21 protein-coding genes, 3 pseudogenes and 1 riboswitch are annotated in these 22,892 nt (G+C 65.0%); of the genes and pseudogenes, 9 read left to right on the top strand and 15 right to left on the bottom strand.

Annotated features, from left to right (window positions below):
* Window positions 1-39: 39 nt before the first annotated feature.
* Window positions 40-119: riboswitch (SAM riboswitch) on the bottom strand.
* Between the two features lie 204 nt (window positions 120-323).
* The 3 genes from AB3L03_RS21410 to AB3L03_RS21400 are packed head-to-tail and all read left to right on the top strand — an operon-like array spanning window position 324 to window position 3,236.
* Window positions 324-1,172, top strand: a complete 849-nt coding sequence (locus AB3L03_RS21410; RefSeq protein WP_026232498.1) for a chorismate mutase — start codon at window positions 324-326, stop codon at window positions 1,170-1,172.
* A gap of 34 nt (window positions 1,173-1,206) precedes the next feature.
* Complete coding sequence (hisC, locus tag AB3L03_RS21405) at window positions 1,207-2,301, top strand: histidinol-phosphate transaminase (protein ID WP_085350823.1); 1,095 nt, start codon at window positions 1,207-1,209, stop codon at window positions 2,299-2,301.
* Window positions 2,298-3,236 (top strand): prephenate/arogenate dehydrogenase family protein, encoded by a 939-nt coding sequence (locus AB3L03_RS21400; protein ID WP_018453262.1) that lies wholly within the window; start codon window positions 2,298-2,300, stop codon window positions 3,234-3,236. Before hisC ends, AB3L03_RS21400 begins: the two co-directional genes overlap by 4 nt.
* A gap of 114 nt (window positions 3,237-3,350) precedes the next feature.
* Here the strand turns inward: AB3L03_RS21400 and AB3L03_RS21395 are convergent, their stop codons facing one another.
* The 5 genes and pseudogenes from AB3L03_RS21395 to AB3L03_RS21375 form a co-directional block, all read right to left on the bottom strand.
* Window positions 3,351-4,919 (bottom strand): hypothetical protein, encoded by a 1,569-nt coding sequence (locus AB3L03_RS21395; RefSeq protein WP_368507002.1) that lies wholly within the window; start codon window positions 4,917-4,919, stop codon window positions 3,351-3,353.
* A gap of 299 nt (window positions 4,920-5,218) precedes the next feature.
* A complete protein-coding gene (locus AB3L03_RS21390; RefSeq protein ID WP_368507001.1) occupies window positions 5,219-5,446 on the bottom strand; it encodes a hypothetical protein in 228 nt (75 codons plus the stop codon).
* Between the two features lie 190 nt (window positions 5,447-5,636).
* Window positions 5,637-6,098, bottom strand: coding sequence for a GDSL-type esterase/lipase family protein (locus tag AB3L03_RS21385; protein WP_368507000.1), 462 nt, complete (start codon window positions 6,096-6,098; stop codon window positions 5,637-5,639).
* Complete coding sequence (locus AB3L03_RS21380) at window positions 6,068-6,958, bottom strand: hypothetical protein (RefSeq protein WP_368506999.1); 891 nt, start codon at window positions 6,956-6,958, stop codon at window positions 6,068-6,070. The genes AB3L03_RS21385 and AB3L03_RS21380 overlap by 31 nt, the downstream gene beginning before the upstream one ends.
* Before the next feature lie 264 nt (window positions 6,959-7,222).
* Window positions 7,223-8,406 (bottom strand): annotated as a pseudogene (locus tag AB3L03_RS21375) (DUF2125 domain-containing protein).
* Between the two features lie 110 nt (window positions 8,407-8,516).
* On the opposite strand from AB3L03_RS21375, the gene AB3L03_RS21370 reads away from it, so the two are divergent.
* The gene (locus tag AB3L03_RS21370) at window positions 8,517-9,128 is read left to right on the top strand and encodes a gamma-glutamylcyclotransferase (RefSeq protein WP_368506998.1); all 612 of its coding nucleotides are present in this window, start codon (window positions 8,517-8,519) and stop codon (window positions 9,126-9,128) included.
* On the opposite strand, the gene AB3L03_RS21365 is transcribed toward AB3L03_RS21370, so the two are convergent.
* From AB3L03_RS21365 to ftsE, 4 genes are all read right to left on the bottom strand, one after another.
* Window positions 9,125-9,898, bottom strand: coding sequence for a lysophospholipid acyltransferase family protein (locus tag AB3L03_RS21365; protein WP_368506997.1), 774 nt, complete (start codon window positions 9,896-9,898; stop codon window positions 9,125-9,127). The genes AB3L03_RS21370 and AB3L03_RS21365 overlap by 4 nt on opposite strands.
* Before the next feature lie 33 nt (window positions 9,899-9,931).
* A complete protein-coding gene (locus AB3L03_RS21360) occupies window positions 9,932-10,636 on the bottom strand; it encodes a YdcF family protein (RefSeq protein WP_204512472.1) in 705 nt (234 codons plus the stop codon).
* A gap of 277 nt (window positions 10,637-10,913) precedes the next feature.
* Window positions 10,914-11,882 (bottom strand): ABC transporter permease, encoded by a 969-nt coding sequence (locus AB3L03_RS21355; protein ID WP_007597308.1) that lies wholly within the window; start codon window positions 11,880-11,882, stop codon window positions 10,914-10,916.
* Complete coding sequence (ftsE, locus tag AB3L03_RS21350) at window positions 11,875-12,534, bottom strand: cell division ATP-binding protein FtsE (protein ID WP_008135325.1); 660 nt, start codon at window positions 12,532-12,534, stop codon at window positions 11,875-11,877. The genes AB3L03_RS21355 and ftsE overlap by 8 nt, the downstream gene beginning before the upstream one ends.
* Window positions 12,535-12,725: 191 nt before the next feature.
* Here ftsE and AB3L03_RS21345 point away from each other — a divergent pair, with 191 nt between their 5' ends.
* Together AB3L03_RS21345 and AB3L03_RS21340 are read left to right on the top strand one after the other, a co-directional pair.
* Window positions 12,726-13,607, top strand: a complete 882-nt coding sequence (locus AB3L03_RS21345; RefSeq protein WP_368506996.1) for an MJ0042-type zinc finger domain-containing protein — start codon at window positions 12,726-12,728, stop codon at window positions 13,605-13,607.
* A 59-nt stretch (window positions 13,608-13,666) separates the two neighbouring features.
* Window positions 13,667-14,042, top strand: a pseudogene (locus tag AB3L03_RS21340) (response regulator).
* Between the two features lie 136 nt (window positions 14,043-14,178).
* On the opposite strand, the pseudogene AB3L03_RS21335 reads toward AB3L03_RS21340, so the two are convergent.
* Window positions 14,179-15,078, bottom strand: a pseudogene (locus AB3L03_RS21335) (DUF4175 family protein); the annotation flags it as partial.
* A gap of 135 nt (window positions 15,079-15,213) precedes the next feature.
* A complete protein-coding gene (locus AB3L03_RS21330) occupies window positions 15,214-17,274 on the bottom strand; it encodes a TIGR02302 family protein (protein ID WP_368506995.1) in 2,061 nt (686 codons plus the stop codon).
* A 165-nt stretch (window positions 17,275-17,439) separates the two neighbouring features.
* Between AB3L03_RS21330 and AB3L03_RS21325 the strand changes: the two genes are divergently transcribed.
* Together AB3L03_RS21325 and AB3L03_RS21320 are read left to right on the top strand one after the other, a co-directional pair.
* Entirely contained in the window at window positions 17,440-17,823 is a 384-nt protein-coding gene (locus tag AB3L03_RS21325; RefSeq protein WP_007597318.1) for a carboxymuconolactone decarboxylase family protein, read from the top strand.
* 217 nt (window positions 17,824-18,040) lie between these two features.
* Window positions 18,041-18,937, top strand: coding sequence for an NAD(P)-dependent oxidoreductase (locus AB3L03_RS21320; RefSeq protein ID WP_018453250.1), 897 nt, complete (start codon window positions 18,041-18,043; stop codon window positions 18,935-18,937).
* Between the two features lie 400 nt (window positions 18,938-19,337).
* Here the strand turns inward: AB3L03_RS21320 and AB3L03_RS21315 are convergent, their stop codons facing one another.
* Both AB3L03_RS21315 and AB3L03_RS21310 read right to left on the bottom strand, forming a co-directional pair.
* Window positions 19,338-19,664: a DUF1330 domain-containing protein gene (locus AB3L03_RS21315; RefSeq protein WP_018453248.1), complete on the bottom strand. Its 327-nt coding sequence runs from the start codon at window positions 19,662-19,664 to the stop codon at window positions 19,338-19,340.
* Window positions 19,665-19,795: 131 nt separating this feature from the next.
* Entirely contained in the window at window positions 19,796-20,494 is a 699-nt protein-coding gene (locus tag AB3L03_RS21310) for a helix-turn-helix domain-containing protein (protein ID WP_018453247.1), read from the bottom strand.
* Between the two features lie 182 nt (window positions 20,495-20,676).
* On the opposite strand from AB3L03_RS21310, the gene AB3L03_RS21305 reads away from it, so the two are divergent.
* Window positions 20,677-21,195, top strand: coding sequence for an SRPBCC family protein (locus AB3L03_RS21305; protein WP_368506994.1), 519 nt, complete (start codon window positions 20,677-20,679; stop codon window positions 21,193-21,195).
* Between the two features lie 56 nt (window positions 21,196-21,251).
* Here AB3L03_RS21305 and lysA read toward each other — a convergent pair whose 3' ends face one another.
* Both lysA and AB3L03_RS21295 read right to left on the bottom strand, forming a co-directional pair.
* The gene (lysA, locus tag AB3L03_RS21300) at window positions 21,252-22,517 is read right to left on the bottom strand and encodes a diaminopimelate decarboxylase (RefSeq protein ID WP_368506993.1); all 1,266 of its coding nucleotides are present in this window, start codon (window positions 22,515-22,517) and stop codon (window positions 21,252-21,254) included.
* 23 nt (window positions 22,518-22,540) lie between these two features.
* Window positions 22,541-22,831, bottom strand: a complete 291-nt coding sequence (locus AB3L03_RS21295) for a lipoprotein (protein WP_007615309.1) — start codon at window positions 22,829-22,831, stop codon at window positions 22,541-22,543.
* Window positions 22,832-22,892: the final 61 nt, after the last annotated feature.

The following is a 22,892-nucleotide window of genomic DNA, read 5'->3' as shown; positions in this document are numbered from 1 at the left end:
CCATGAAAAACCCGGCCTGAACGATAGGTTCGGCCGGGATCGAAAGCGTCCCCGGCCTGTTTAGCGAGTTTTTTAACGTGGCTGCAAGCCGGCCGGCTCAAATGACCACGGAACGGGTAAAAACTACCGTCTTGGACGGTTTTCGTCAAGTCACGGCCCGGATCAGCCAAATTCGCCTGTCGCGCCACGGGCGGAAAGGGCCCGATTTCTCTTTGCATTTCTCTTTGCTTTCGCAGCCCCGACTGCCTAATCAGGATATCCATCACAGCGGTGACGGCTCGACTGATCCGCATTGGAACGCCTCTCAGCAGCACCCGTCAGACATGTCCCAACGTCCGCCCGCGCCACCATCACTCCAGGAATTGCGTAAGGAGATCGACGCGATCGACGAAGGCATGCATCGCCTGCTGATGCAACGCGGCGACATCATCGACCGCCTGATCCAGGTGAAGCAGACCCAGGAGGTCGGCTCGGCGTTCCGCCCGGCACGCGAGGCCTCCATGATGCGCGACCTCGTGCAGCGTCATCGCGGCATCCTGCCGCTCGACACGGTCGAGAGCATCTGGCGCGTCATCATCGCGACCTTCACCTATGTCCAGGCCCCGTTCTCGGTCCACGCCGACATCTCGGCGAGCGAGCCGGCTATGCGCGATTCCGCGCGATTCCATTTCGGCTTCACCGTGCCTTACGTCGCGCATTTCAGCGCGCAGGCGGCGGTCGAGGCCGTCGCGAAGTCCAAGGGCGATCTGGCGCTGGTCTCGGCGACCTCGAGCCGCACGCCGTGGTGGCTGTCGCTGGAAGAAGCTGGCGCGCCAAAGATCATCGCGCGGCTGCCCTTCGTCGAGCGCGCCGACCATCCGGCGGCGTTGCCCGTGTTCGCGGTGTCGCGCGTCGCCGACAGCGCGCTGGTGACGGAGGTCGAGACCTTCAGCGTACGCGTCTCTGGGTGGAATGCGGAGGTCGCGCGCGCCCTGTCGCCGCTCGCCGAGATCGTGGCGGTGCCCGACACCGCCTTCGACGGCGCCGCGCTGCTGGTCTCGGTCACCGCGACAAGCAGCATCGACAAGATCAAGGCTGCCCTGATCGAAGCGGGGGCCTCGGTGCGCTCCACGGCCCTCGTCGGCAGCCACGCAACGCGCTATACGGTGCCCCCGACCGGGTCGAAATCGTAAGTCGCGAACCGCTTAAGCCAGTCCGGAGTTGAAGATGTCCCGCCCCGTGCCGAATCCCGGCATTCTCGATATTGCGCCCTATACGCCCGGCAAGACCCCGGTGGCAGAGCCCGGCCGCAAGGTGTTCAAGCTCTCGGCCAACGAGACGCCGTTCGGGCCCTCGCCGAAGGCGATCGAGGCGTTCAAGCAGGTGGCGGATCATCTGGAAGACTATCCGGAAGGAACCTCGCGCGTGCTGCGCGAAGCAATCGGGCGCACCTTCGGGCTCGATCCCAACCGCATCATCTGCGGCGCCGGCTCGGACGAGATCCTCAACCTGCTCGCCCACACCTATCTCAGCCACGGTGACGAGGCGATCTCGACTACGCACGGCTTCCTGGTCTACCCGATCGCGACCATGGCCGTCGGCGCGAAGAATGTCATCGCGGCCGAGAAGAACCTCACCTGCGATGTCGACGCCATCCTCAAGGCGGTGACGCCGAAGACAAAGCTGGTCTGGCTCGCCAACCCCAACAATCCGACCGGCACCTATGTGCCGTTCGACGAGGTCAAGCGCCTGCGCGCCGGCCTGCCCTCGCACGTGCTGCTGGTGCTGGACGCAGCCTATTGCGACTACGTCTCGCGCAACGATTACGAGATGGGGATCGAGCTGGTCGCGACCACCGAAAACACGGTGGTGACCCACACCTTCTCCAAGATCCATGGTCTTGCGGCGCTGCGCATCGGCTGGATGTTCGGCCCCGAGCACATCATCGACGCGGTCAACCGCATCCGGGGTCCCTTCAACGTGTCGACGCCGGCCATGTACGCCGCCGTTGCCGCGATCGAGGACACAGCGCACCAGGCCATGTCGAAGCAGTTCACCGAGACCTGGCGCAACTGGCTCGCCGAGGAGATCGGCAAGCTCGGGCTGAAGGTGACGCCGAGCGTCGCCAATTTCGTGCTGATCCACTTCCCGACCGAGGGCAAGACCTCGGACGCAGCCGACGCCTTCCTCACCAAGCGCGGGCTGGTGCTGCGCGGCTTGAAGAACTACGGCCTGCCGCATTCGCTGCGCATGACCATCGGCACCGAGGAGGCCAACCGCCTCGTCGTCGAGGGCCTGCGCGACTTCATGGCCGGACGATGAGCGCGACCCCGCACTTCCAGCGCGTCGCGCTGATCGGCTTCGGCCTGATCGGGGGCTCGATCGCACGCGCCGCGAAGCTCCAGGGCCTGGCTTCCGAGATCGTCACCACCGCGCGCTCGGAGAAGACGCGCGCACGCGTGATGGAGCTCGGCATCGTCGATCAGGTCGTCGCGACCAATGCGGAAGCCGTGAAGGACGCCGATCTCGTCATCCTCTGCATTCCCGTCGGCGCCTGCGGCCCGGTGGCGCAGGAGATCTCCGCGCATCTCAAACCCGGCGCGATCATCTCCGACGTCGGCTCGGTCAAGGGCGCCATCGTCAGGGATATGGCGCCGCACCTGCCGGAAGGCGTCCATTTCGTGCCGGCGCATCCCGTCGCAGGCACCGAGCATTCGGGTCCCGATTCCGGCTTCGCCGAGCTCTTCATCAACCGCTGGTGCATCCTCACCCCGCCGGAGGGCGTTGATGCGGCTGCCACCGATCGCCTGCGCGCGTTCTGGGCGGCGATGGGTGCCAAGGTCGAGATCATGACGCCGGATCATCATGATCTCGTGCTCGCGATCACCAGCCATCTGCCGCATCTGATCGCCTACACCATCGTCGGCACCGCCGACGAGCTGGCGCAGGTGACGGAGTCAGAGGTCATCAAGTTCTCCGCCGGCGGCTTTCGCGACTTCACGCGCATCGCCGCCTCCGATCCGACGATGTGGCGCGACGTCTTCCTCGCCAACAAGGAAGCCGTGCTGGAGATGCTCGGCACCTTCACTGAGGATCTGGCAAAGCTCACCCGCGCGATCCGCCGCGGCGATGGCGAGGCGCTGTTCGACCACTTCACCCGCACCCGCGCCATCCGCCGCGGCATTGTCGAAATCGGCCAGGATTCGGCCGCGCCCGATTTCGGCCGGCCGCATGCGCAGCTCGGCAACAAGCCGTAGCACCGAAGTGGCCCGGATGGAGCGCAAGCGTAATCCGGGACTTCCGTCGCTTGAGGCAGGATTCCCGGATCGCGCTTCGCTCCATCCGGGCTACGAGCCTGCGTGGCTCCGTGACTAGAATGGGTAGTACCGGATCTGCGTCATGACGACGTTGTCGTCGGTCTTCGGCGCGCCGCCGACGCCGGCGAACGCGAACCGTTGCGTGTAGGAATATTGCAGGCCGGCTTTGAGCGTCCCGAAATTGCCTTGGTAGATGGTGTCGTAGATCCCGGCCGTGATCTGCCGAACCTCCCTGGTGTTGCCGTTGCAGGTCGCGCCCGCCGAGTTTTCGGTGAAGCAGCCGGTGTTGTTGTAGAGCGGATTGCCGTAGCCGAACGGCACCGTTCCAACATTGGCGAAATTCGCCTTGGCCTTTTCGAGGCCTGCATAGGAGTAGACATCGAGGCTGGGAGTCGCGTGCCAGATCAGGCCGACGGCGGCCGCCGTGATCGTCAGCGGGAGGATGGTGCCGTCCTGCGCCACCGCCGCGTCGGGGAACGGTGTTGCCGTGAAGCGGCCCAGCACGCCGTGCGAGCCATAGAGCTGAAGATCGAGGGTTTTCGGAATCAGCTCGGCGAAGATGTGTCCACCAAAGCTTCCTGTGTCGTAGGTGTGGTTGGCGTTGTTGAAGCGGTCGGACAACTGGCGGTAGAGCGCCCACCCCTCGACATGCAACTTATAAGGCCCGAGCCTTGGGTCCCAGGCGGCCTTGACCGTGACGTCGGGCACCTGATTCAGGCCGACGTTGTTGAGGTTGTTGAAGAAGCTGCCGCCGGGACCGGTCAGATTGACCTGAAGGTTGGGGTTCAGCACGCCCTGCGGTCCGATGGCGGGTGTGCCGACGGCCGGGACATTGCCGCCGAAGAACGCTGTCTGGGCATTCTCGACCGACGCAGCCAGCTTGAACTCTGGTCCGATGTCCTGCCAGACGCGCAGCCCGGGCTGCCGTGCCGCAAGAAATCCCGGAACGGATTCGAAGTCGATCACGCCGGGCGCATCGACGCCACGAGGATCGATGCCGGACTTGGTCGGCGCGTTCAGCGACCAGGATTGCCCGGCGAGGAAGTGAAGACCGAGATCACTGCGGTCCAGTTCCAGGCTGAGCTGCCGCATGCGCGGATTGAACGAGTTGGTCGCAACCGAGCTCGCCGTCTGAGCCGCACCTTCGAAATCGATCTCGCCATAACCCGCGAGGTGCGTGTCGGCATCGGCATTGCCCTCGGCCAGCACCGAGAACCTGCTCTGACGTGCCGAGAAGCGCGTTTCCGGGATGTTGAAGTTGCGGCTCTGCTGATAGGGGATGAAGTTGTAGACCGAGCCGGTATCGGAAGCGAGATTGCGCGAGCGGTAGACGCCGGTGAGATCGACCCAGCCACCGAAGGTCAACGTCACGCCCTTGTAGCAGACCTTGCCGGCCGCACATGGATCGGCGGCGAGCGCCTTGTAACTTGCTGGTAACTGAACGGCCTTCGCCTGCGCTTCACCCTGTCGCGTCTTGCGCGCCTCGGAGTCCACGCGCTGCTGGAGCTCCTTCAGCTTCGCCTTCAGCGAGTGGATTTCAGTTGTGACATTGTCGTCGGCATGCGCCTGCCCTGAACAGGCAGCGAGAATACCCAGCATCAGTCCGCAATTGATGATCCGCACTTGAAGCTTCCTCCATTTGGGAAGCGGATTGGATTCCGCGCGCCATCTCCGGCGCATGCATGCTTCCCTGGTGTGGAGTGATTTGAATGCGGCTGCGGTTATTCGCGGCGCCGTGCATCTTCTGCATCACGTTTTCCTGACGATCCTGTTTGGAATATTTTCGTTGGCTGTCGATCCGCACGCGCGACTGTCGCGATTGTCCAAGGCAACTTTTCAAGGCCTCGTTCAAGGCAACGCGCATTGGGCCCGGCCGGGACATGACCGGGCCCAGTTCGCGACGGCCAAGTGGTGGATGGCGGCTATTTGCCCTTGGTCGCGCGCATCACCGTTGGGCTCGGTGATTTCGGCGAGGGGACGAAGGCCATCGTCTCCCGCGTCGTGGGATTCGAGACGTTGCGATCACCGTTCGGATACATCGAGGCGTATGCTGCCGGCTCCTGCGACTGCCATTGCCACCGCGCGAACGCGGGCGTCGCGAGCGTGGTCGAGATGGCGATACCGGCAATGAACAGCCTGGACTTGATCATGATATCTCTCCTGCCTGGGCGACCGCATCATCGTGCGGCCGACATGGAGAGAGAGCGGAGTTTGCGGCTCGGCATTCCCAGCCAGTCATCACGATCCGGCGAAGCGGCCGTGAGTTCAGCTCGTAACCCGCATGGAGGGAGTTACGACAGCTGAGGGCGATGAATGGGGAGAGGAGACTCTGAATCCATCCTACTGCTTCGCGCTACGACTAATCTTTCCCGGCTTGAACAGATCGAGGTCGATGGCCTGTCCCATCGCCAGATATCCGGTGCGGTTGGGATGAAGCTTGTCGCCGGCGCCACCAGTCGTGCTTTCGGGAACGAACTCCGGCTTGAGGCCACCCGAGGCCGGATCGAGCGTCGCCCGATCAAAATCGATTACACCGTCGAATGTCCCCGAGCTACGGATGAATGCGTTGAGCGCCTTGCGCTTGTCATCCTGCTCGGGAAAACCATGTGCCGCGCTGGTGCTACCCAATGCCGAAACGACGGTGGCGCCGATGATCCGGGCTTGCGGCCATTTCGCACGTAGCCTCGCGACGCCATCCTTCATCGCGGCGATGACTTGGTCGGCGGTAAAATTGCCGTTCTTGCTGAAATCGTTGATACCTTCCAGCCAGATCAGGCTCGATATGCCGGACAGCGACAGCACGTCACGCTCGAGCCGCTGGCCCGAAGCGGGGCCGCCCGCGTACGGTTTGTCGGGACCATATTCGGCCGGGCCTGCGATTTGGTTGCCACCGATGCGCCATTCACTACGGCAACCTTGTTGCCGTAGACCGCCTTCAGGCGACGCGACAGCACGTTGGGCCAGCGATCGTCGCCATTCATGGTTGAGGCGGTCCCGTCGGTAATCGAATCCCCAAACGCCATGATGGCGAAGGCATCGGCAGGCGCAGTCATCTCGATCGCATCGAGGAAGAACCATGACGCAGTCGCATAGGGGAAGGAAGCCTCGTCTTCCAGGGCGCCCTTCGCGCCGGCGCCGGGCGCACTGACATAGGAGGTGGTCAGCGCTTTGGCGTGCCAGGTCATCGGGCCGCTCTGGCCGGCGACATGAAAACTGACCGCAAGCCGGCGGCCGGCGAGGTCATCGGGCCGCTTTGCAAACGGCAGCGCGATCGCATCGCTCCAGACCGAATTCCCCGGCGACACCGTAACGGAAGCCGTGCCGGCGAACGTAACCGGAATGTTGGAGCCGCGGATCAACGCGGCACTGCCCGACTGCAGGCCGACGTAAACGCCGTCAAACGTGACGGGTTTGGTGCCGAAGGCGTTGCTGAGCCGGATGCGGGCCTGACGGCCCCAGATATCCGGCCGCACGATCAGGCGAAAGGTCTGGTCCCGCGCACCGGCCGCAGGCTCGGGAAACGCGAATTTCTGTTCGGGCTGGGCTGACGGATTGCCGACGGGGTATGGGCCCTGAACCGCGCCCGTCCAGGACACCACCCAATGTTCGCTATCCTTGGCGGTTGCGGTCTGAAGCGAGGCAACGAGCAGCGATGCTGCCACGAGACAATTCAACGCGCGCATTGTTTCCCCCGAACCCCAGATAATTTGGCCGCGACCTTAGAGCCGTCAGTTGGTCTTCAATAGGGCGGCAGAACGCTACCTGTCCAGACGCGCTGACGCACTCCTCGCCCGACGCAGGAGAGAACCTCGCAGGTTGCGTCACCGGCGCCGACAAGAAGCTCTTCGCAGAAGCGATCTGTTCACAGTTTCGAACGCATCAGACGGACCGAGCTGTCCGCCCGGCAGGTTTATGAATTCACGACCTTAATACAGCGGCGGGATCTGGCCGACCTTGACCGGGCCGAGCAGCACGGCGCCGTCGACGAACTTCAGCGGGAAGCTGCGAGCTTTCTTGCCTTCCAGCGTGCTCTCGGTGCCGATCGAATTGATGCCGGCGGCAACGCCGGCATTGGCGTTCTGCTTGATGACCTTGCCGAGGCCGGGAACGGCACGGTCGAGCGCACCGAACAGATTGTTGAGGTCCTGCGACTTCACGCCGGGCGCGACGCGATCGAGGGTCGCCTGCGGCACCCCTCCTCCAGCATCTTCTCGATGCCGAGCGCGGGGATCACGCGCTCCAGGCCCGTCACGGTCATCTGCAATTCGCCGTCGAGACGGCCGTTTGCCGAGAGCCCGAGCGTGCCGGCCGCAACCGCGATCATCTCGCCCTGCTGGATCCGGGACTGCACGATTTCGATATGGCCGCCGGCGGCCTGGATCTCGCGGAAGCGCTGCGGCCACGGCTTTGGCGTGAGGTCGGACAGTCCGGTGATCTTCGCCCGCGTGTCGGCCTCGAACGGCTCGGCGAGCAGCGGATGAACGCCCTGGACGCTGCCCTGCGCGATCTGGAGCACGGTCTCGATCACGGGATGATCGGACGGAGATCCATCCGCAAGGCGTCCATGCAGCTCGACCTGTTTTGCGCGCGCGAGCGGCACCTGCATGCTGCCGTCGACACGATTGACGGTCGGCTCCTCGAACACGATGGAAGCGCGCTCCGGCACGGCGGGCAGGCCGACCACACTGCTGCGACCCTTGCTCCAGTTCACCACGAAGGTGCTCTGCGTGACGCCGTCAGTGAGCGTCGCGGGTGCGGTAAATTCGGCGATGACGCGCTTGGGATCGTAGACTTGGGCGACGACCAGGATGTTGTCGAGCTTCGCCGTGAACGGCGTCTTGCTGGCGTTCTGCGACACCAGGGCGACGCTGGCGCCCGAACACCGGACCTCGAAGCGGAAGGGGAAGCCCGCGATCGAGCGCTTGGCGCAATCATAGACGCGGCCGGATTTGGCCTCCTGCGCGCGCCAGGCGTCCGCGGCGATTTCGGCCTGCGACGCCGCATAGAACCAGAAGCAGCTCCACGCCACCGCGAGGATCAGGAGGATGACAGGGGCGATGAAAAGGCCCCAACGGGAGCGCCGGCGCGCGGCAACGGTCATATCGGACATACGGCGACCCTTTGACCTCTGATGATGGCAAATGTAAGCGAGGTTGGCTTGCTCCGAAAGGCAGAGAATTCGCTTCGCTTGGGGGCGCGGTTCTGGTAGCCGTGCCCGAAATGTCGGAAATTACCCTCCCCTCCGTCACCACTGCCAAAGGCGACCTCTGGGTGTTCGGCTACGGCTCGCTGATGTGGCGGCCGGGCTTCGAATTCGAGGAGCGTGTCCCGGCGCGGCTGGTCGGCGAGCATCGCGCGCTCTGTGTCTATTCCTTCGTGCATCGTGGCACGCCGGAGAAGCCGGGTCTGGTGCTCGGCCTCGACCGCGGCGGCGCCTGCCGCGGCATCGCCTTCCGCGTCGCCGAAAAGAACCGCGCCGACGTCGTCGCCTATCTGCGCGCGCGCGAGCAGGTGACGTCGGTCTATCGCGAGGTCATGCGCTCGGTGTGGCTGGAGAACGACGCGCGTCAGCGCGTCTCCGCGCTCGCCTATGTCGTCGACCGAGGCCATGTGCAATATGCCGGCCGGCTGTCGCTCACCGACCAGCATCGCCACGTGATCCAGGGCCACGGCCAGTCCGGCGCCAACCGCGACTACGTGACCGCGACGGCGAAGGCGATCGAGGCCGAAGGTTTTCGCGATGCGCCCCTGCATCAGCTTGCCACGATGCTGCATGGTGATGCGCATTCTCCGCACGCGCCGGCTCCGGCGGACGATCGGGAAAACCGCTAGCTCTCCGACGGCGCATAGCTCGGCGCCGAGCCGATCAGCTGCTCCTGCTCCTTGCGGCCCGCTTCGACGAGGCGGCCGGTCGCGTCTTCGATCACCGTTTGCACACGGGAGAGAAACTCGTCCTTGGATAAGCCCGGCGGCAGCGGATCGAGGAATTCCACCACCAGCGTGCCGGGATAGCGCATGAAGGTGCGGCGCGGCCAGAACAGGCCGGAATTGAGCGCGATCGGCAGGCACGGCGCGCCGCAGGACGAATAGATCTGCGCGAAGCCGCTCTTGTAGTCCGGTGGCGCGCCCGGGGCGCGGCGCGTGCCTTCGGGAAAGATCACGAGCTGCCCGCCGCTGCGCACGGCCTCCCGCGCCCGCCGCGTCATGTCCAGCAGCGCCTTGACGCCGGCATTGCGGTCGATCGCGATCATCCCGGTCTTGACCAGGAACTGGCCGAACACCGGGATCTGCATGAGCTGACGCTTGAGGATGAAAATCGGACGGTCGAAGAAGCCCGGCAAGACGAACGTCTCCCAGAACGACTGGTGCTTCGCCACAACGACCAATGGTCCCCTCGGGATCTTTTCGAGGCCGCGGAATTCCACCTTGATGTTGCAGACAGCCCGCATCAGAAACAGCGTCGCCTTTGCCCACCATTGCGCGACCGTGAGCATGGCGCGCGGCGGCAATGCGAAGGTCGGCAGCGCCACGATCGCGAGGCACACCAGCACGGTGTAGAACAGCACGTTGAACACGAGCGATCGCAGGAAAATCAAGAACATCGAGGATCCGATCAATTGCCGATCAGTTGCCGATCAATTGGCCTGTGCGGTGGCGGGCCGCTTCGCCTGCAGCCCGGAAGGCTGCTCCGACATCTCGGGCGAAAGGTCAATCCCGAAATCCTCCAGCCGCACCCTGACCTCCGCCGCGATATACTTGACATATTCCGACAGCAGCAGCCGCAAAGTGGACGCCGAGGTCCACCACGGCTCGTCGCGCCATTTGTCGCCGACCACCACGAACGGGATCAGTGTCGCCTCCGGCATCGCATGCGAGAATTCCACCAGCGCGCGCGGCATATGATAGTTCGAGGTGACCACGATCAGCGATTTGAAGCCGCGTCCCGCGGCCCAGCGCCGCGCTTCCGCGGCATTGCCGCGGGTCGAGACCGCGGTGCGGTCGAGATCGACGCAGCAACGCATGAAAGACTGGTTCTCCGGCAGCGTCCGGGAGATGTCGCTCGCCGTCGAGGTCGGGTGTACGCCGGAGATCAGGAGCCTCCTGCCGTAGCCGGCAGCGAGCAGCTCCATCGCATCCGACACCCGCGAGGAGCCGCCGGTGAGCACCACGATGCCGTCCGCCTCGCGGTCCGGCGCGATCTCGGCGCCGCGCAATTGCGACAGAAACGCAATAAAGCCCGCCGCCGCGCCGACGAAGGCGAGCGCAATCGTCGACATCACGGCCGCGCGCAGCCACCCGCGCGGCAGTTTCGGCGATCGATCGGCGGTCGGCGCGCTCATGCGATGTCGGTGATCCCTTCCCAGAGGTGATTTTAGGACGTTTTGAGGCGAAGTGGAGTCCGGTTTGTCGGCCTCAAACTATGTGGCGAAGCGCTGGGGCCGCGAACCAGATTTCCCCTCTCCCCTTGTGGGAGAGGGTGGCTCGCCGCGATAGCGGCGAGACGGGTGAGGGGTATGTCTCCGCGAACTCGCCTCGACGTTCGTGCACGTGGATAGAACCCCTCATCCGGCGCTTCGCGCCACCTTCTCCCACAAGGAGAGAAGGAAGAAAACCATCTCAATCGACATCATTCAGCGTCGCGAACAGCGTCTGGCGCGAGGCGACCGCGGTGATGGCGCCGATCAGCACGGCCTGCACCGCGAGCACGATGTAGCCGGATGGCCGCAGCGAGAAGGTGCCGAGCAGCGCGGCGAACTGGTCGCCGACGGGAGTGCCCGAAAACCAGCCTGCAATCGACTCGGAGAAGCCGAACACCAGCATGGCGGCGCCGCCGCCGATCACGCCGCCCTCCAGCCCCAGCCTGAGGAAATGACGCAGGAAGCGGTTGGCGATGTAGCGGTCGCCGGCGCCGACGAAATGCAGCACCTCGACGATCGGACGGTTCGCCGCCATGGCGCCGCGGGTTGCGAACGACACCGAGATGATGGTGGCGACGATGACGAGCGCGAGGATGCCGAGACCGGCGAGCACGGTGGCGTTGGTCATCGAGCGCATGCGCTCGATCCAGGCGCGGTGATCGTCGACGCTGGCGCTTGGCGCCACCTGGGTCACGCGGGCGCGCAAGGCGCCGAGATCGAGCGCCGTGCCGGGCTGCACGCGCGCGATGATCATGCGCGGGACCGGCAGATCGTCCATCGACAGCCCGGTGCCGAGCCAGGGCTCGAGTAGCTTGCCGCTCTCGTCCTTCGTGAACGGCTTGACCTCGACGATGCCGGCTTGCGCGCGCATGGCCTCGGTCACCGCCGCGGTGTCGCGTTCGAGATCGCGGCCCGTCTGCGGCCGGACCTGAATGGTGATCTCGCTCGCGACATCCGACTGCCATTCGGCGGCGGAGGCGCTCACCAGCAGCACCGTGCCGGTCGTCATCGAGGCCAGGAAGGTCATGATGGCGACAACGGCGACCAGCGCGCGGCCGTGGATCGAGGCGCGCGGCACGATCGGCGACATATTGCGCGCCCGGGCCGGAAGCGGCGGCCCCTCCTGCCCGAGATCGACCAGCACGCCGCGCTCGTCGGGCCTATTCATAGACGTGCAGCCGTCCCTGGTGCAGCACGAAGCGTCGCGCCTCGTACTGGTCCATCAGGGCGATATCGTGGGTGGCGATGATGACGGCGGTGCCTGACTTGTTGAGCTCGATGAACAGCCGCAGCAGGCGGCGGCCGAGCGTCGGATCGACGCTGCCGGTTGGCTCGTCGGCCAGCAGCAGCTGCGGCCGCGAGATCACGGCGCGCGCGATTGCCGCGCGCTGCTTTTCGCCGCCGGACAGGATCGGCGGCAGCGCGTCCATGCGCTCGCCGAGCCCAACCCATTTCAGGAGATCGATGACCTCCTTGCGGTAGCTCGATTCGCTGCGGCCCATCACGCGGAACGGCAGCGCCACGTTTTCATAGGTCGTCATGTGATCGAGCAGGCGGAAATCCTGGAGCACGATGCCGATGCGCTTGCGCAAGTCTGCGATCTCGTCCTTGCCGAGCTGCGAGATGTCGTGACCGAACAAGTTGACGAGCCCCCGCGTCGGGCGATGCGAGAGGAACAACAGGCGCAGCAACGAGGTCTTGCCGGCGCCGGACGGGCCGGTGAGGAACTGGAAGGAATGCGCCGGGATCTGGAAGTTGAGGTCGCGCAGGACCTCGGGCCCCAGGCCGTAACGCAATCCGACATTTTCGAACCGAACCAAGCTCAGCTCCGTTCGAGAGAGGCCGCGGGCCGCACGGCTGTGCTCCGCCACACGCGATCCGCGGGTTTTGCGGCCGTTATGGTTTCCGGTTCGTTAACGGTCGTCCTGTAGCATAATTGGTAGCATCTTTCCGTCTCGGTTCTCCACGACCGTGTCACAGTCAAGACTTGTCCATGCATCAAGGCTCGTCCATGCATATCGTCTGCCCTCATTGTACGACATCCTACGCCATCAAGCCCGCGAGCCTTGGGGCGAACGGCCGGACCGTGCGCTGTTCCCGTTGCAAGGAAACGTGGGTCGCCCATGCCGAGGATGCCATCGAGGAGGCATCTGTGCCGGCCATGGCCGCGGCCAGCCGGGCCGACGACCAGGCCGATCTCGCCGAGCAATGGAACTCCTATGCCCAGGACGACGGAGCCGCTGACGCGCCTGTCGTTGGCAGCCCCTCGATCGCCAGCGACTGGCCGGACCAGGAAGCCGCCGACACCGAGGACGAATGGTCCGCGGCCGCCCGATCCGTTGAGGAGGAAGTCGGCGGCGAACAGCACCAGTCCTGGTTCCGTGGCCTGTTCGGCCGTCGCCGCGGCGCGCGAGTGCGCCGTCCGGAGGCCACGGCGGCCCCGCGAAAATCCCATTTCGGCCTGCCGACCGCCTGCGCCGCCATGGGCGCGCTGGTCCTGGCGCTGGTGATCTGGCGCGGCGACATGGTGCGGCTGCTGCCGCAGACGGCAGCCTTCTACAGGATGGTTGGCCTCGAAGTTAACCTGCGCGCACTCGCCTTCAAGGACGTCAAGCTCTCCAGCGAGACAGTAGACGGTAAGCAGGTGCTGGTGATCGAGGGCGTGATCGTGGGACAGGGCAAGAAGCCGCTCGACATTCCCCGCTTGCGCTTCGCAGTGCGCGACGCGCAAGGCGCGGAAATCTACGCCTGGAACGCCGTTCTGGAACAGACCGTGCTACAGCCCGGCGAGCGCGCCTTCTTCCGCTCGCGCCTGGCCTCGCCGCCGCCGGAGGGCCGCAATATCGACGTTCGCTTCTTCAACCGGCGCGACATCGCCGGCGGCAGCGTATAATCGATTTCGCAGGTCTCGCAGGCAAAGTTGGTGGCGAGATTGATCCCAAGGTTGGTCTCATGTCCAAGATCCTGATCGCCGACGACGAGGATTCTGATGCGCCAGCTGGTGGCGCGCGCCATCGCCATGGACGGCCACGAGATCGTCACCGCGCAAGACGGCGCCGAGGCGCTGGAGATCCTCACGCGCGCGGACGGCAGGTTCGACCTGCTGCTCACCGACATCCAGATGCCGGTGATGGACGGCATCGCGCTGGCGCTTTCCGTCGCACGCGATTTCCCCGATTTGACCATTCTGCTGATGACCGGCTTTGCCGACCAGCGCGAGCGCGCCTCGAACCTCAATGCGCTGGTGCATGACGTCGTGACCAAGCCGTTCTCGGTCGCCGACATCCGCACGGCGGTGGCGGACGCGCTGGCGGCGAAGAAGGGATAGCGGCGTCGGGGCGCCACGTATTCCGCTGTCATGCCCCGGCTTGACCGGGGCATCCAGTACGCCGCAGCCTCTCGATTGAATCACAACCGTGTCGGAGTACTGGATCGCCCGGTCAAGCCGGGCAATGACAGAGAACTCAAAAATCCTTCAGCAGCCGCTCGATGTAATCGAGCTCGATCTGCGGGCGCGAGCTGTCCCCCAAGCGGCGGCGGAGCTCCTCGAGGATGCGGCGGACGCGCTGGGCGTCGATCTCGCCGGGGATCTTGACCGTGTAGTCGTCGCTCAGATCGCGGCCGTGAAGTGGGCGACCGAGCGGATCGGTCTGATTGCCGCCGCTCTGCTGACGGCCGGGCCGATTGCCGGGGCCATCGCCCTGCCCGTCGCCATCGCCCTGCTGCATCGCCTCGGCCATCTTCTGCGCGCCCTTGCGCAAGGCCTCGAGAGCTTTCCCCTGCGAGTCCACGGCACCATCCGAATTGCCTTCGCCGAGCTGCGAGCCGGCATCGCCCATGGCCCCGTCGGCGGCGTCCAGACTGCCGTCGTCATCGCCCTGGTCACCGTCCTGATCGCCATCCTGGCCCGGCTGTCCCTGCTCGCCCTGCTGACCTTTTTGCCCCTTCTGGCCCTGGCTCTTCTGGCCCTTTTGCCCCTTCTGCGTGAGGCCGCGCTTGGCGAGCTCGTCCTGCAGCTTCTTCAGGCGGTCGCGCAGCGACTGCTGATCCTGCTGGAGATCCGACATCGACTGGTCGCCCTGCTGCTTGCCGCGCGAGCGCTCACGCCGGGAATCCTGTCCCTGCTTGAAAGTCTTGTCGCGCAATTGCTGCTGCTTGCGGATCATGTCGCTGAGCTCGTTGAGCGCCTGCTCCATGTCGCTGTCGCCGGATTGCCCGGGCTGCGCCATCTGGAGGTTTTCCATGATCTGCGCGAGCTGCTCGAGCAGGCGCTGGGCCGCCTCGCGATTGCCTTCCTTCGCGGCCTTCTCGATCTGCTTCAACAGCTCGTCGAGATCGCGCTGCGTGATGACGGAACGATCGCGATTGGAGGATTGGCTCTTTTCCGTCGCGCGCTTGTAGTCCTCGAGCTTCTGAATCGCATCGGATTGATTGTTCAGGCTCCGTCCGGACCCTTTTGCCTGAGGCTGTCGCCGGACTCCTGCATCGCCTTTTCCGCGCTATCGAGCAGCGCATCGGGATCCTGGTCCTGCTGGGCCGAGACGGCAGCGGGGAAGCCTCCCAGGAGGAGGGCAAGACAGGCGATCGAGATCGCCTTCACGACTGGCACGCGCGCTAGCTTCCGCATTTCCGGTCCCGCGTAAACTGATTGGCGCCGTCCTCGCCCCCTTCGCCCGGCTGTTCGCCGACTTCCGATAGGCCTGCAGCTGCTGGCGCAAGACGTCCTGCTGCTGCGCCAGCTCTTCGAGCTGCTCGGGCTTGGCATGCTGGGTCTTCTGTCGCAGCTCGACCGCCTTGTCGAGGATGAGCTGAACCTCTGCCGGGAAAGGCTGCCGGGGTCCAAGCGGATTCTGCTCGGCGCGCCGGGCGAGATCGCGCACCTTGCCGGCCATCGCCTCGCGAAGCTTTTGCGTCAGCGCTTTGATCTCGTCCTCGCTGGCGCCGCGTTCCAGCGCCCGCTTGAGCGCGTCCTGAGCCGAGCGCAGCGCGGCGTTGACGCTGCCGGCGACACCGTCGTCCTCGATGGTGACCGCGAACGCCCACATGCTTCCCACTACATCGCGCAGCGCGTCGTCAGTGCGGGCGGCTTCCAGCTGCAGCGCCAGACTGCGCAGGCCGAGATAGCAGCCCGCATCCGGCGTGAACAATTCGGGTGCGATCATCAGCGCGTCGAGCGCGGCGTAGACATCCGAATTCTTGTTGGCGTCGAGCGCCAGGATGCGGCGCTGCTCGACCAGCGCGCGCGCGAGCGAGTTGGTGAACAGCCGCTCGGGCAGGCGCATGTTGAAGGGCTCGCTCTTGGCCTCGTTGCCGGCCTCGTCCTTGGCGGTGAGGGTCAGCGTGACATCGGCACCGGCATAGGGATCCTCGCTGAGGTCCTTCACCGTCTGACCGACGCCGTTGCGGGTGCGCGCATTCGGCAGCACGAGCGGGAATTGCGGCGGCTGGAATAGCGGCCGCGCGGCGGCCTTGGTGTCGGCCTCCTTGCTGCCATCCTTGACACCATCTTTGGTATCGGCGGCACGCAGGCCGATTTGCGCATCGGCGCCGGTGACGCCGTAATCGTCCTCGATCTTGTAGGTGAGCTGGAGTCCGCCACGGGCCTGGCGCTCGGGATCCTTGGCCAGCGCGATCGTCGGCGCGCGGTCCGGCGTTGCCGCAAACGCCCATTGCGGCTGGCCGGAGGGCGCGCGGACATGCGCGGTGCCGTCGCCGCTGATGGCAAAATGCTTCTCGTTGGTGCCCTTGGGCGCGGCTTCGGTGGGCGCTACTTCCTTGAGGCCGCCGGAGACGACAAGATCAAGGCTGCCGCCGGAGGAGCGAACGATCAGGGTCGAGCCGGCGGGAACGGCAAGCGGGCCGCTGGCCGGCAGCGCGGCGGCCTCCTTGTTCGCGGCCGACAGAATGACCGGCGGCTTGCCGGTGTAGAGCGGCGGCGTGACCCAGGCATCGACGCGAACATTCGTCGGGGCCAGCACGCCGTTCCAGTGGAAGGCGGCCCCGAGCCGCATCGCACGCTCGTCGCCGGCAGCGAAGAAGGTCGCAACCAGCATCACCATGACCAGCGCGCGCAGCGCCCAGGGATCATGCAGAGCGAGCCGGGGCTTCGGCAGACCGGCGCGGATGCGCTTGATCGAAGCCAGCGTGCGCTCACGCTGCGCCCGCCACAAGGCCTGCGCAACCGGGTCCTGCGAGCTCAGCGTGTCCGTCAGCGTGGTGGCCGGCCGGTGACGGATGCCGGAGCCGCGGTCGAGTCGGGTCAGCGCCTCCTCGCGGCTCGGCCAGCGGAAGCGACTCAACGGGAACAGGGTGACAATCGCGACGCCGGCGAAAACGACGAGACCGATGGCGCGGGCAATGGACGGCAGCGCCAGCCAGAGGCCGGCCCAGGACACCACCAGGAACAGACCGACGACGGTGAGAAGCCGCGCCAAATTTGGCCAGGCACGCTCCCACGCGATGGCATAAGTGGCCCGCTGCAGGGCTTGCGCCAGCTTCAGCCGCGACAGAGCGTCGCCATCGCGGATCGGGTCTGACGGGTCGGGGGTGACGCCGTTCAATCAACTCTCCAGGTTGCCCGGTAGAGAAGCGTACCACAACGGCAGCACTGAGGCATCCGTTCCTGTACGGGAGACACCCCTTTTCCCGCATAACACGAGGACGTGACTGGCCCGCCGCAACCCCGTAATTTCCGCGCCGACAGCCAAGGAAACAAAGGAAACACCATGGACAAGAAGATGCACGACAAGGGCCTGGAAGTCCGCAAAGCAGTGTTGGGCGAGGCCTATGTCAACAACGCCCTGAAGACCGTCGACGACTTCAACCGTCCGTTCCAGGAGATGCTCAACGAATATTGCTGGGGCACGGTGTGGGGCCGCGAGGAGCTGCCGCGCAAGACCCGCAGCATGCTCAACATCGCGATGATCGCGATCCTCAATCGTCAGCACGAATTCCGCGCGCATCTGAAGGGTGCACTCACCAACGGGGTCAGCCGCGACGAGATCCGCGAGATCCTGATGCAGGTCGCAATCTATGGCGGCATGCCGGCCGCGGTTGACAGTTTTCGAATCGCACGCGAGGTGTTCGCGGAGATCGACGGCAAGGCGTGAGGGGTGCCGGCGTGAAGGACGGGGACGCGACGTCCCCATGTCGTCCTGGCGAAAGCCGGACCCATAGCCACTGGCAGGTGTGGTTACGGGCACTCGGAGTTGCCACTTCGCGCCAAAACGTCTCCCTGGGGTAATGGGTCCTGGCTTTCGCCAGGAAGACACCGAGGATGGATACGGGCCGATCAACAACAACGAATAATCACCACAAGGAAACACCATGGACATCGGATTCATCGGCCTCGGAAATATGGGTTTCCCGATGGCACGGCGGCTGATCGAGGCCGGCCACCGGCTCGTCGTATTCGACACGCGCCAGGAGGTCGTCGACAAGCTGGTGGCGCGCGGCGCCACTGCGGCGACGTCGCCGAAGGACGTCGCCGACCAGGTCGAGACCGTCATGGCGAGCCTGCCTTCGCTGCAGGCTTCGCTCGCGGTTGCGACGGGGCCGAACGGCGTGATCGAGGGAAGCCGCGTCAAACGCTTCGTCGATCTCTCCACCGTCGGCTCAGCGATGGCGGTGAAGATTCACGGCCTGCTCGCCAAGCATGACATCGTGCAGATCGACTGCCCAGTTTCCGGCGGCGTCGGCGGCGCCGAGAAAGGCACTCTCGCGGTAATGGTCTCGGGGCCGAAGACCGAGTTCGAGCTGCTCAAGCCCGCGCTCGATGTCATCGGGAAAGTGTTCTTCATTGGCGAGAAGCCCGGCGCGGCGCAGACCATGAAGCTCGCCAACAACTTCTTGTCGGCCACCGCGATCGTGGCGACCTCGGAAGCGGTGGTGATGGGCGTCAAGGCGGGGCTCGATCCCGCCGTGATGATCGACGTCATCAATGCCGGCTCCGGCATGAACACCGCGAGCCGCGACAAGTTTCCGCGCTCGGTGCTGCCGCGCAGCTTCGACTTCGGCTTCGCCACGGGATTGATGGTGAAGGACGTGCGGCTGGCGCTGGAGGAGATGAAGCAGCTCGGCCTGTCGATGGAGGTCGCGGAGGCGGTCTGCCGGTTGTGGGAGACGGTCATCAGCACGGAAGGCGCCGAGTCCGATTTCACCGCGGCGATCAAGCCGATCGAGAAGAGGGCGGGCGTTGTGGTGGGCGGCAGGCCACCCGGCTAGCGCCAACACGACAGCGCAGCGCCGACGACCGGCGCTGCGCTGTCCTCCTTGGATCGATCTGCTACGAGCGGCGTCTGCCAAGTTCCGGAAGGTCGATCGGCTGCTCCAGTTGCAGGGAGGCCGAGCCCCCGCTGCATTTGATATACTTCTCGTCGCACCTGCGCATGCACCGTCTCTCGCTCGAGCATTTCGCAGAGGTATTGTTGCAGCTGACCCACGTAATGTCGCACCGTGTGACCCGGGCCGACGCGACGCCGGAGAGTCCGAGCACGAAGGCCACGCTGCAAGCTACGAAAAGCATGCGAAGCAGGCCGGCGCCGGCGAGTGAATCGTTCATTCGATCTCCTGTGTTGGCCGGGCACGTCTGCGCCTGCGGCCGGGTTTTTGACGAAGACGCAGTTCAAGCCTTGGCGAGATAGGGGATCGTGCCGGCCAAGTCCGTATCGTCGATCAACTGGAAACGGCTCTCGCTGCCGCCCCTGCGCGCTGCCGCGAATCGGCCGTAGGCGGGATCAGTAACGAAGGACTCCGCCGCTTTCGCCGTGGGAAAAGACATGATCGCGATCAGCGATGTGTCGAGAGGGGCACCTTCAAGAGTTTTCACATTGCCGCTGCGGGAAAGATACTTGCCGCCATGCTTGTGCACCAGCTCGTGGACGGACGCGGCGTAGTCCGGCACCCACTTTCCGTCAGTCACTTTGATGTCCGCGATCAGATACGCTGTCATGTCGTGTCTCCTGGCTCGAGTTCAGCTCCGCGTTGAAGGGCGGGCATCACTTGGTGCCAGAACACGGCGCGGACTTGCCAGTACGGGAACTGTAGCGGGGCGATACAAATACTGAATTGCGCCGCCCTGGATCAGCTCGCCAGCTTGCGTTCCTTGGCGAACGGGCTAAGGCCGAGCCAACTTTGCATGGCCGCGGCAAGCTGCCGATCGCCGGTGAGCAGCATCCGCCGGCTTGCGGCGGCCGCCCGCACGGAATCGAGTCCCATCCAGATCGCCGTCATGGTGCGCAGATCAACCGACACGTAAAGGTCAACGTCGAAACCGGGATCAATCGAGCAGAGATCGACACTGTCGTCGGGATCGACGATCAGCCACCACAATCGCTGCGTCGAAGGTAATTCCGGATACGCGAACTGCAGCACGCTGCGGCGGGTCGGCATCGGCGTCGTGTTCAAATTCCGCCGCATGTCCCACATCAACAGCTGGACATCGAGATGCTGAAGCGACAGATCCGACTCGATGCGGCGCTGGCCCCAGATGCCGAACGCCTCGACGATGGGGCCGAGTTCGCGTCCGGAAGCGGTCAGCTGATACTCGATCACGCCGCGCTCGGAAGCCGACGGCTGGCGGATGATGATGCCTGCAGCTTCGAGTTCCTTGAGGCGCTGGGAAAGCAGCGCAGGCGACATGCGGGGAACGCCGCGGCGCAACTCGTTGAACCGGGTCGAGCCGGCGACGAGTTCACGTAGCAGCACGACGGTCCAGCGCGTGCACAATATCTCGGCCGCCATCGCGACCGGACAGAACTGCCTGTAGCTGCCGATGGTCATGCGGGCCTCCGTGACAAGCGAAGGCGCAACCTTAGGGCCGCGGCGCGCGGCTTCCTAGTTCAGTTTCTGTATCAGCAGCGATTCATTCTCTGAACTGGCCGCGGACCGTGGTGAGCGTCTATTCGACCGGCATTGGCAAGCCGGCTGCCGCAATCGCGGCCCGCCGGACACAGGAGATTACCATGAAGAAATACGATTCAACGGCTTCCAGATTGCTCGTTTCGGTTCGCAGCGCCGCGATTTGCACCCTCGGCCTGGGCGTCGGCGTCATGCCGGCGTCCGCCGCCAATCTGACGAGGAGCATCGAGGTCAGCAGTGCTGCGGCCGAGGTGTGGTCGTTCATCGGGCCGTTCTGCGCGATCAAGGATTGGCTGCCGCCGGTGGGGCAGTGCATTGCGGACGGCAAGTCGCCGCCAACCCGGACGCTCGTCACCAGGGACGGCAAGGCCTCGTTCGTGGAGACGCAGACTGCGCGGAACGACAAAGACTACAGCTACTCCTACGCGTTCCTGTCGAGCCCACTGCCGGTGAGCCAGTACAAGTCGACCATCAAGGTCACGGCAAAGGGTGAAGGCGCATCGGTGGTGACATGGACCGGCATCTACACGCCCGACCCGGGGCGGGAGAAGGAAGCGGTCGATGCCCTCGGCGGCGTCTATGATTCCGGCCTCGCCGCAATCAGGGACCGGTTCAAGAAGTAGGGTCAATGCAGCGATGGGCGCAGCGCTAGCTGCGCTCATCGTGGACAATCACAGCCTCACAGCCACGGCGCCGGCGTATCCATCGCGATCAATTGCTCGACCTCGATGCGCGGACGCACGACCGCGTACTGGTCGCCCTTCACCAGCACTTCGGGCACCAGCGGCCGCGTATTGTAGGTGCCGGCCTGCACTGCGCCGTAGGCGCCGGCGGTCATGATGGCGATGAGGTCGCCGGGCTTTGGCGTCGGTAGCGTGCGATCGAGTGCGAGATAGTCGCCGGTCTCGCAGACCGGGCCGACGACGTCGGCCATGATGGTCGCGGCCCCCGTCGCAGGCTGCGTCACCGGCAGAATGTCGTGATGGGCCTCGTACAGCGTCGGGCGGATCAGATCGTTCATGGCGGCGTCGATGATGACGAAATTCTTGCCGTCACCGTGCTTCACATAGATCACCTTGGCGACCAGGATGCCGGCATTGCCGACGATCATGCGGCCCGGTTCGAACATCAGCGTGCAGCCGAGATTGTGGCTGACGCGCTTGACCATCGCGGCATAGGCGTCGGGCGCCGGCGGCGCCTCGCGGTCCATGTAATAGGGAATGCCGAGACCGCCGCCGAAATCGACATGCGAGATGTTGTGGCCGTCGGCACGCAGCGTCTGCACGAATTCGGAGAGGATGCGGAACGCGATCTCCATCTTGGAGAGGTCAGTGATCTGGCTGCCGATATGTACGTCGGTGCCTGTGACCTCGATGCCCGGCAGCTTCGCGGCGCGGGCATAGACCTCGCGGGCATGCGCGATCGGGATGCCGAACTTGTTCTCGGACTTGCCGGTCGAAATCTTCGCATGCGTGCCGGCCTCGACGTCAGGATTGACACGGATCGAGATCCGCGCGGTCTTCCCGGTCTCGGTCGCAAGGCGCGACAGCAGCTCGAGCTCGGGCTCGGATTCGACATTGAGGCAGAGGATGTCGGCCGCCAGCGCAGCGCGCAGCTCGGCTTCCGTCTTGCCGACGCCGGAGAACAGGATCTTGCTTGCTGGAATGCCGGCGGCCAGCGCGCGCTTCAATTCGCCGCCGGACACCACGTCCGCGCCGGCGCCGAGCCTGGCCAGCGTGCGCAGCACCGACTGGTTGGAATTTGCCTTCATGGCGTAGCAGACCAGCACCTTCTCGTCCGCGAAGGCGTCGGTGAAAACGCGATAGTGCCGCTCGAGCGTCGCGGTCGAATAGCAATAGAACGGCGTGCCGACGGTTGCAGCCAGCTCGGACAGGTTCACCGCCTCGGCGTGCAGCACGCCGTTGCGATAGTCAAAATGATTCATGGCGTTGGCTCAGTTGCCCCAGCCTATCGGCTGGGTCTTTCGTCCAGGAGCGGGTCGAGGATAAACGGTTTCTTCCTGCCCTTGGTCGCCGCCGGTGCGGCGTCCGCGCCATAGGTGGGATTGAACACGCTCGGCGTCTTCTGGGCTTCGGTCTCGGTATCGGTCGGCGGCGCGACGTTGGCCGTTGACGCGCTGGAGGCGGTCGGCGGCAGATCCAGCGGGCCCTTGCGGCCACAGCCGGCAAGCGCGAGCGCCGTCAGGCTCAAGACAATGATGGCCCACCCCGAGCCGGCCGGGCGAAACTTTGACGTCACGACGAAATCCCCACTACGCGCGGCGCACCATACAGAGATTGGCGCGCTCTGGCGAGACCCG

This window comes from Bradyrhizobium lupini (assembly GCF_040939785.1).
GTDB lineage: Bacteria > Pseudomonadota > Alphaproteobacteria > Rhizobiales > Xanthobacteraceae > Bradyrhizobium > Bradyrhizobium canariense_D.
The sequence above is the reverse complement of the archived record's forward strand: the minus strand, read 5'-3'. Positions and strand labels throughout refer to the sequence as shown.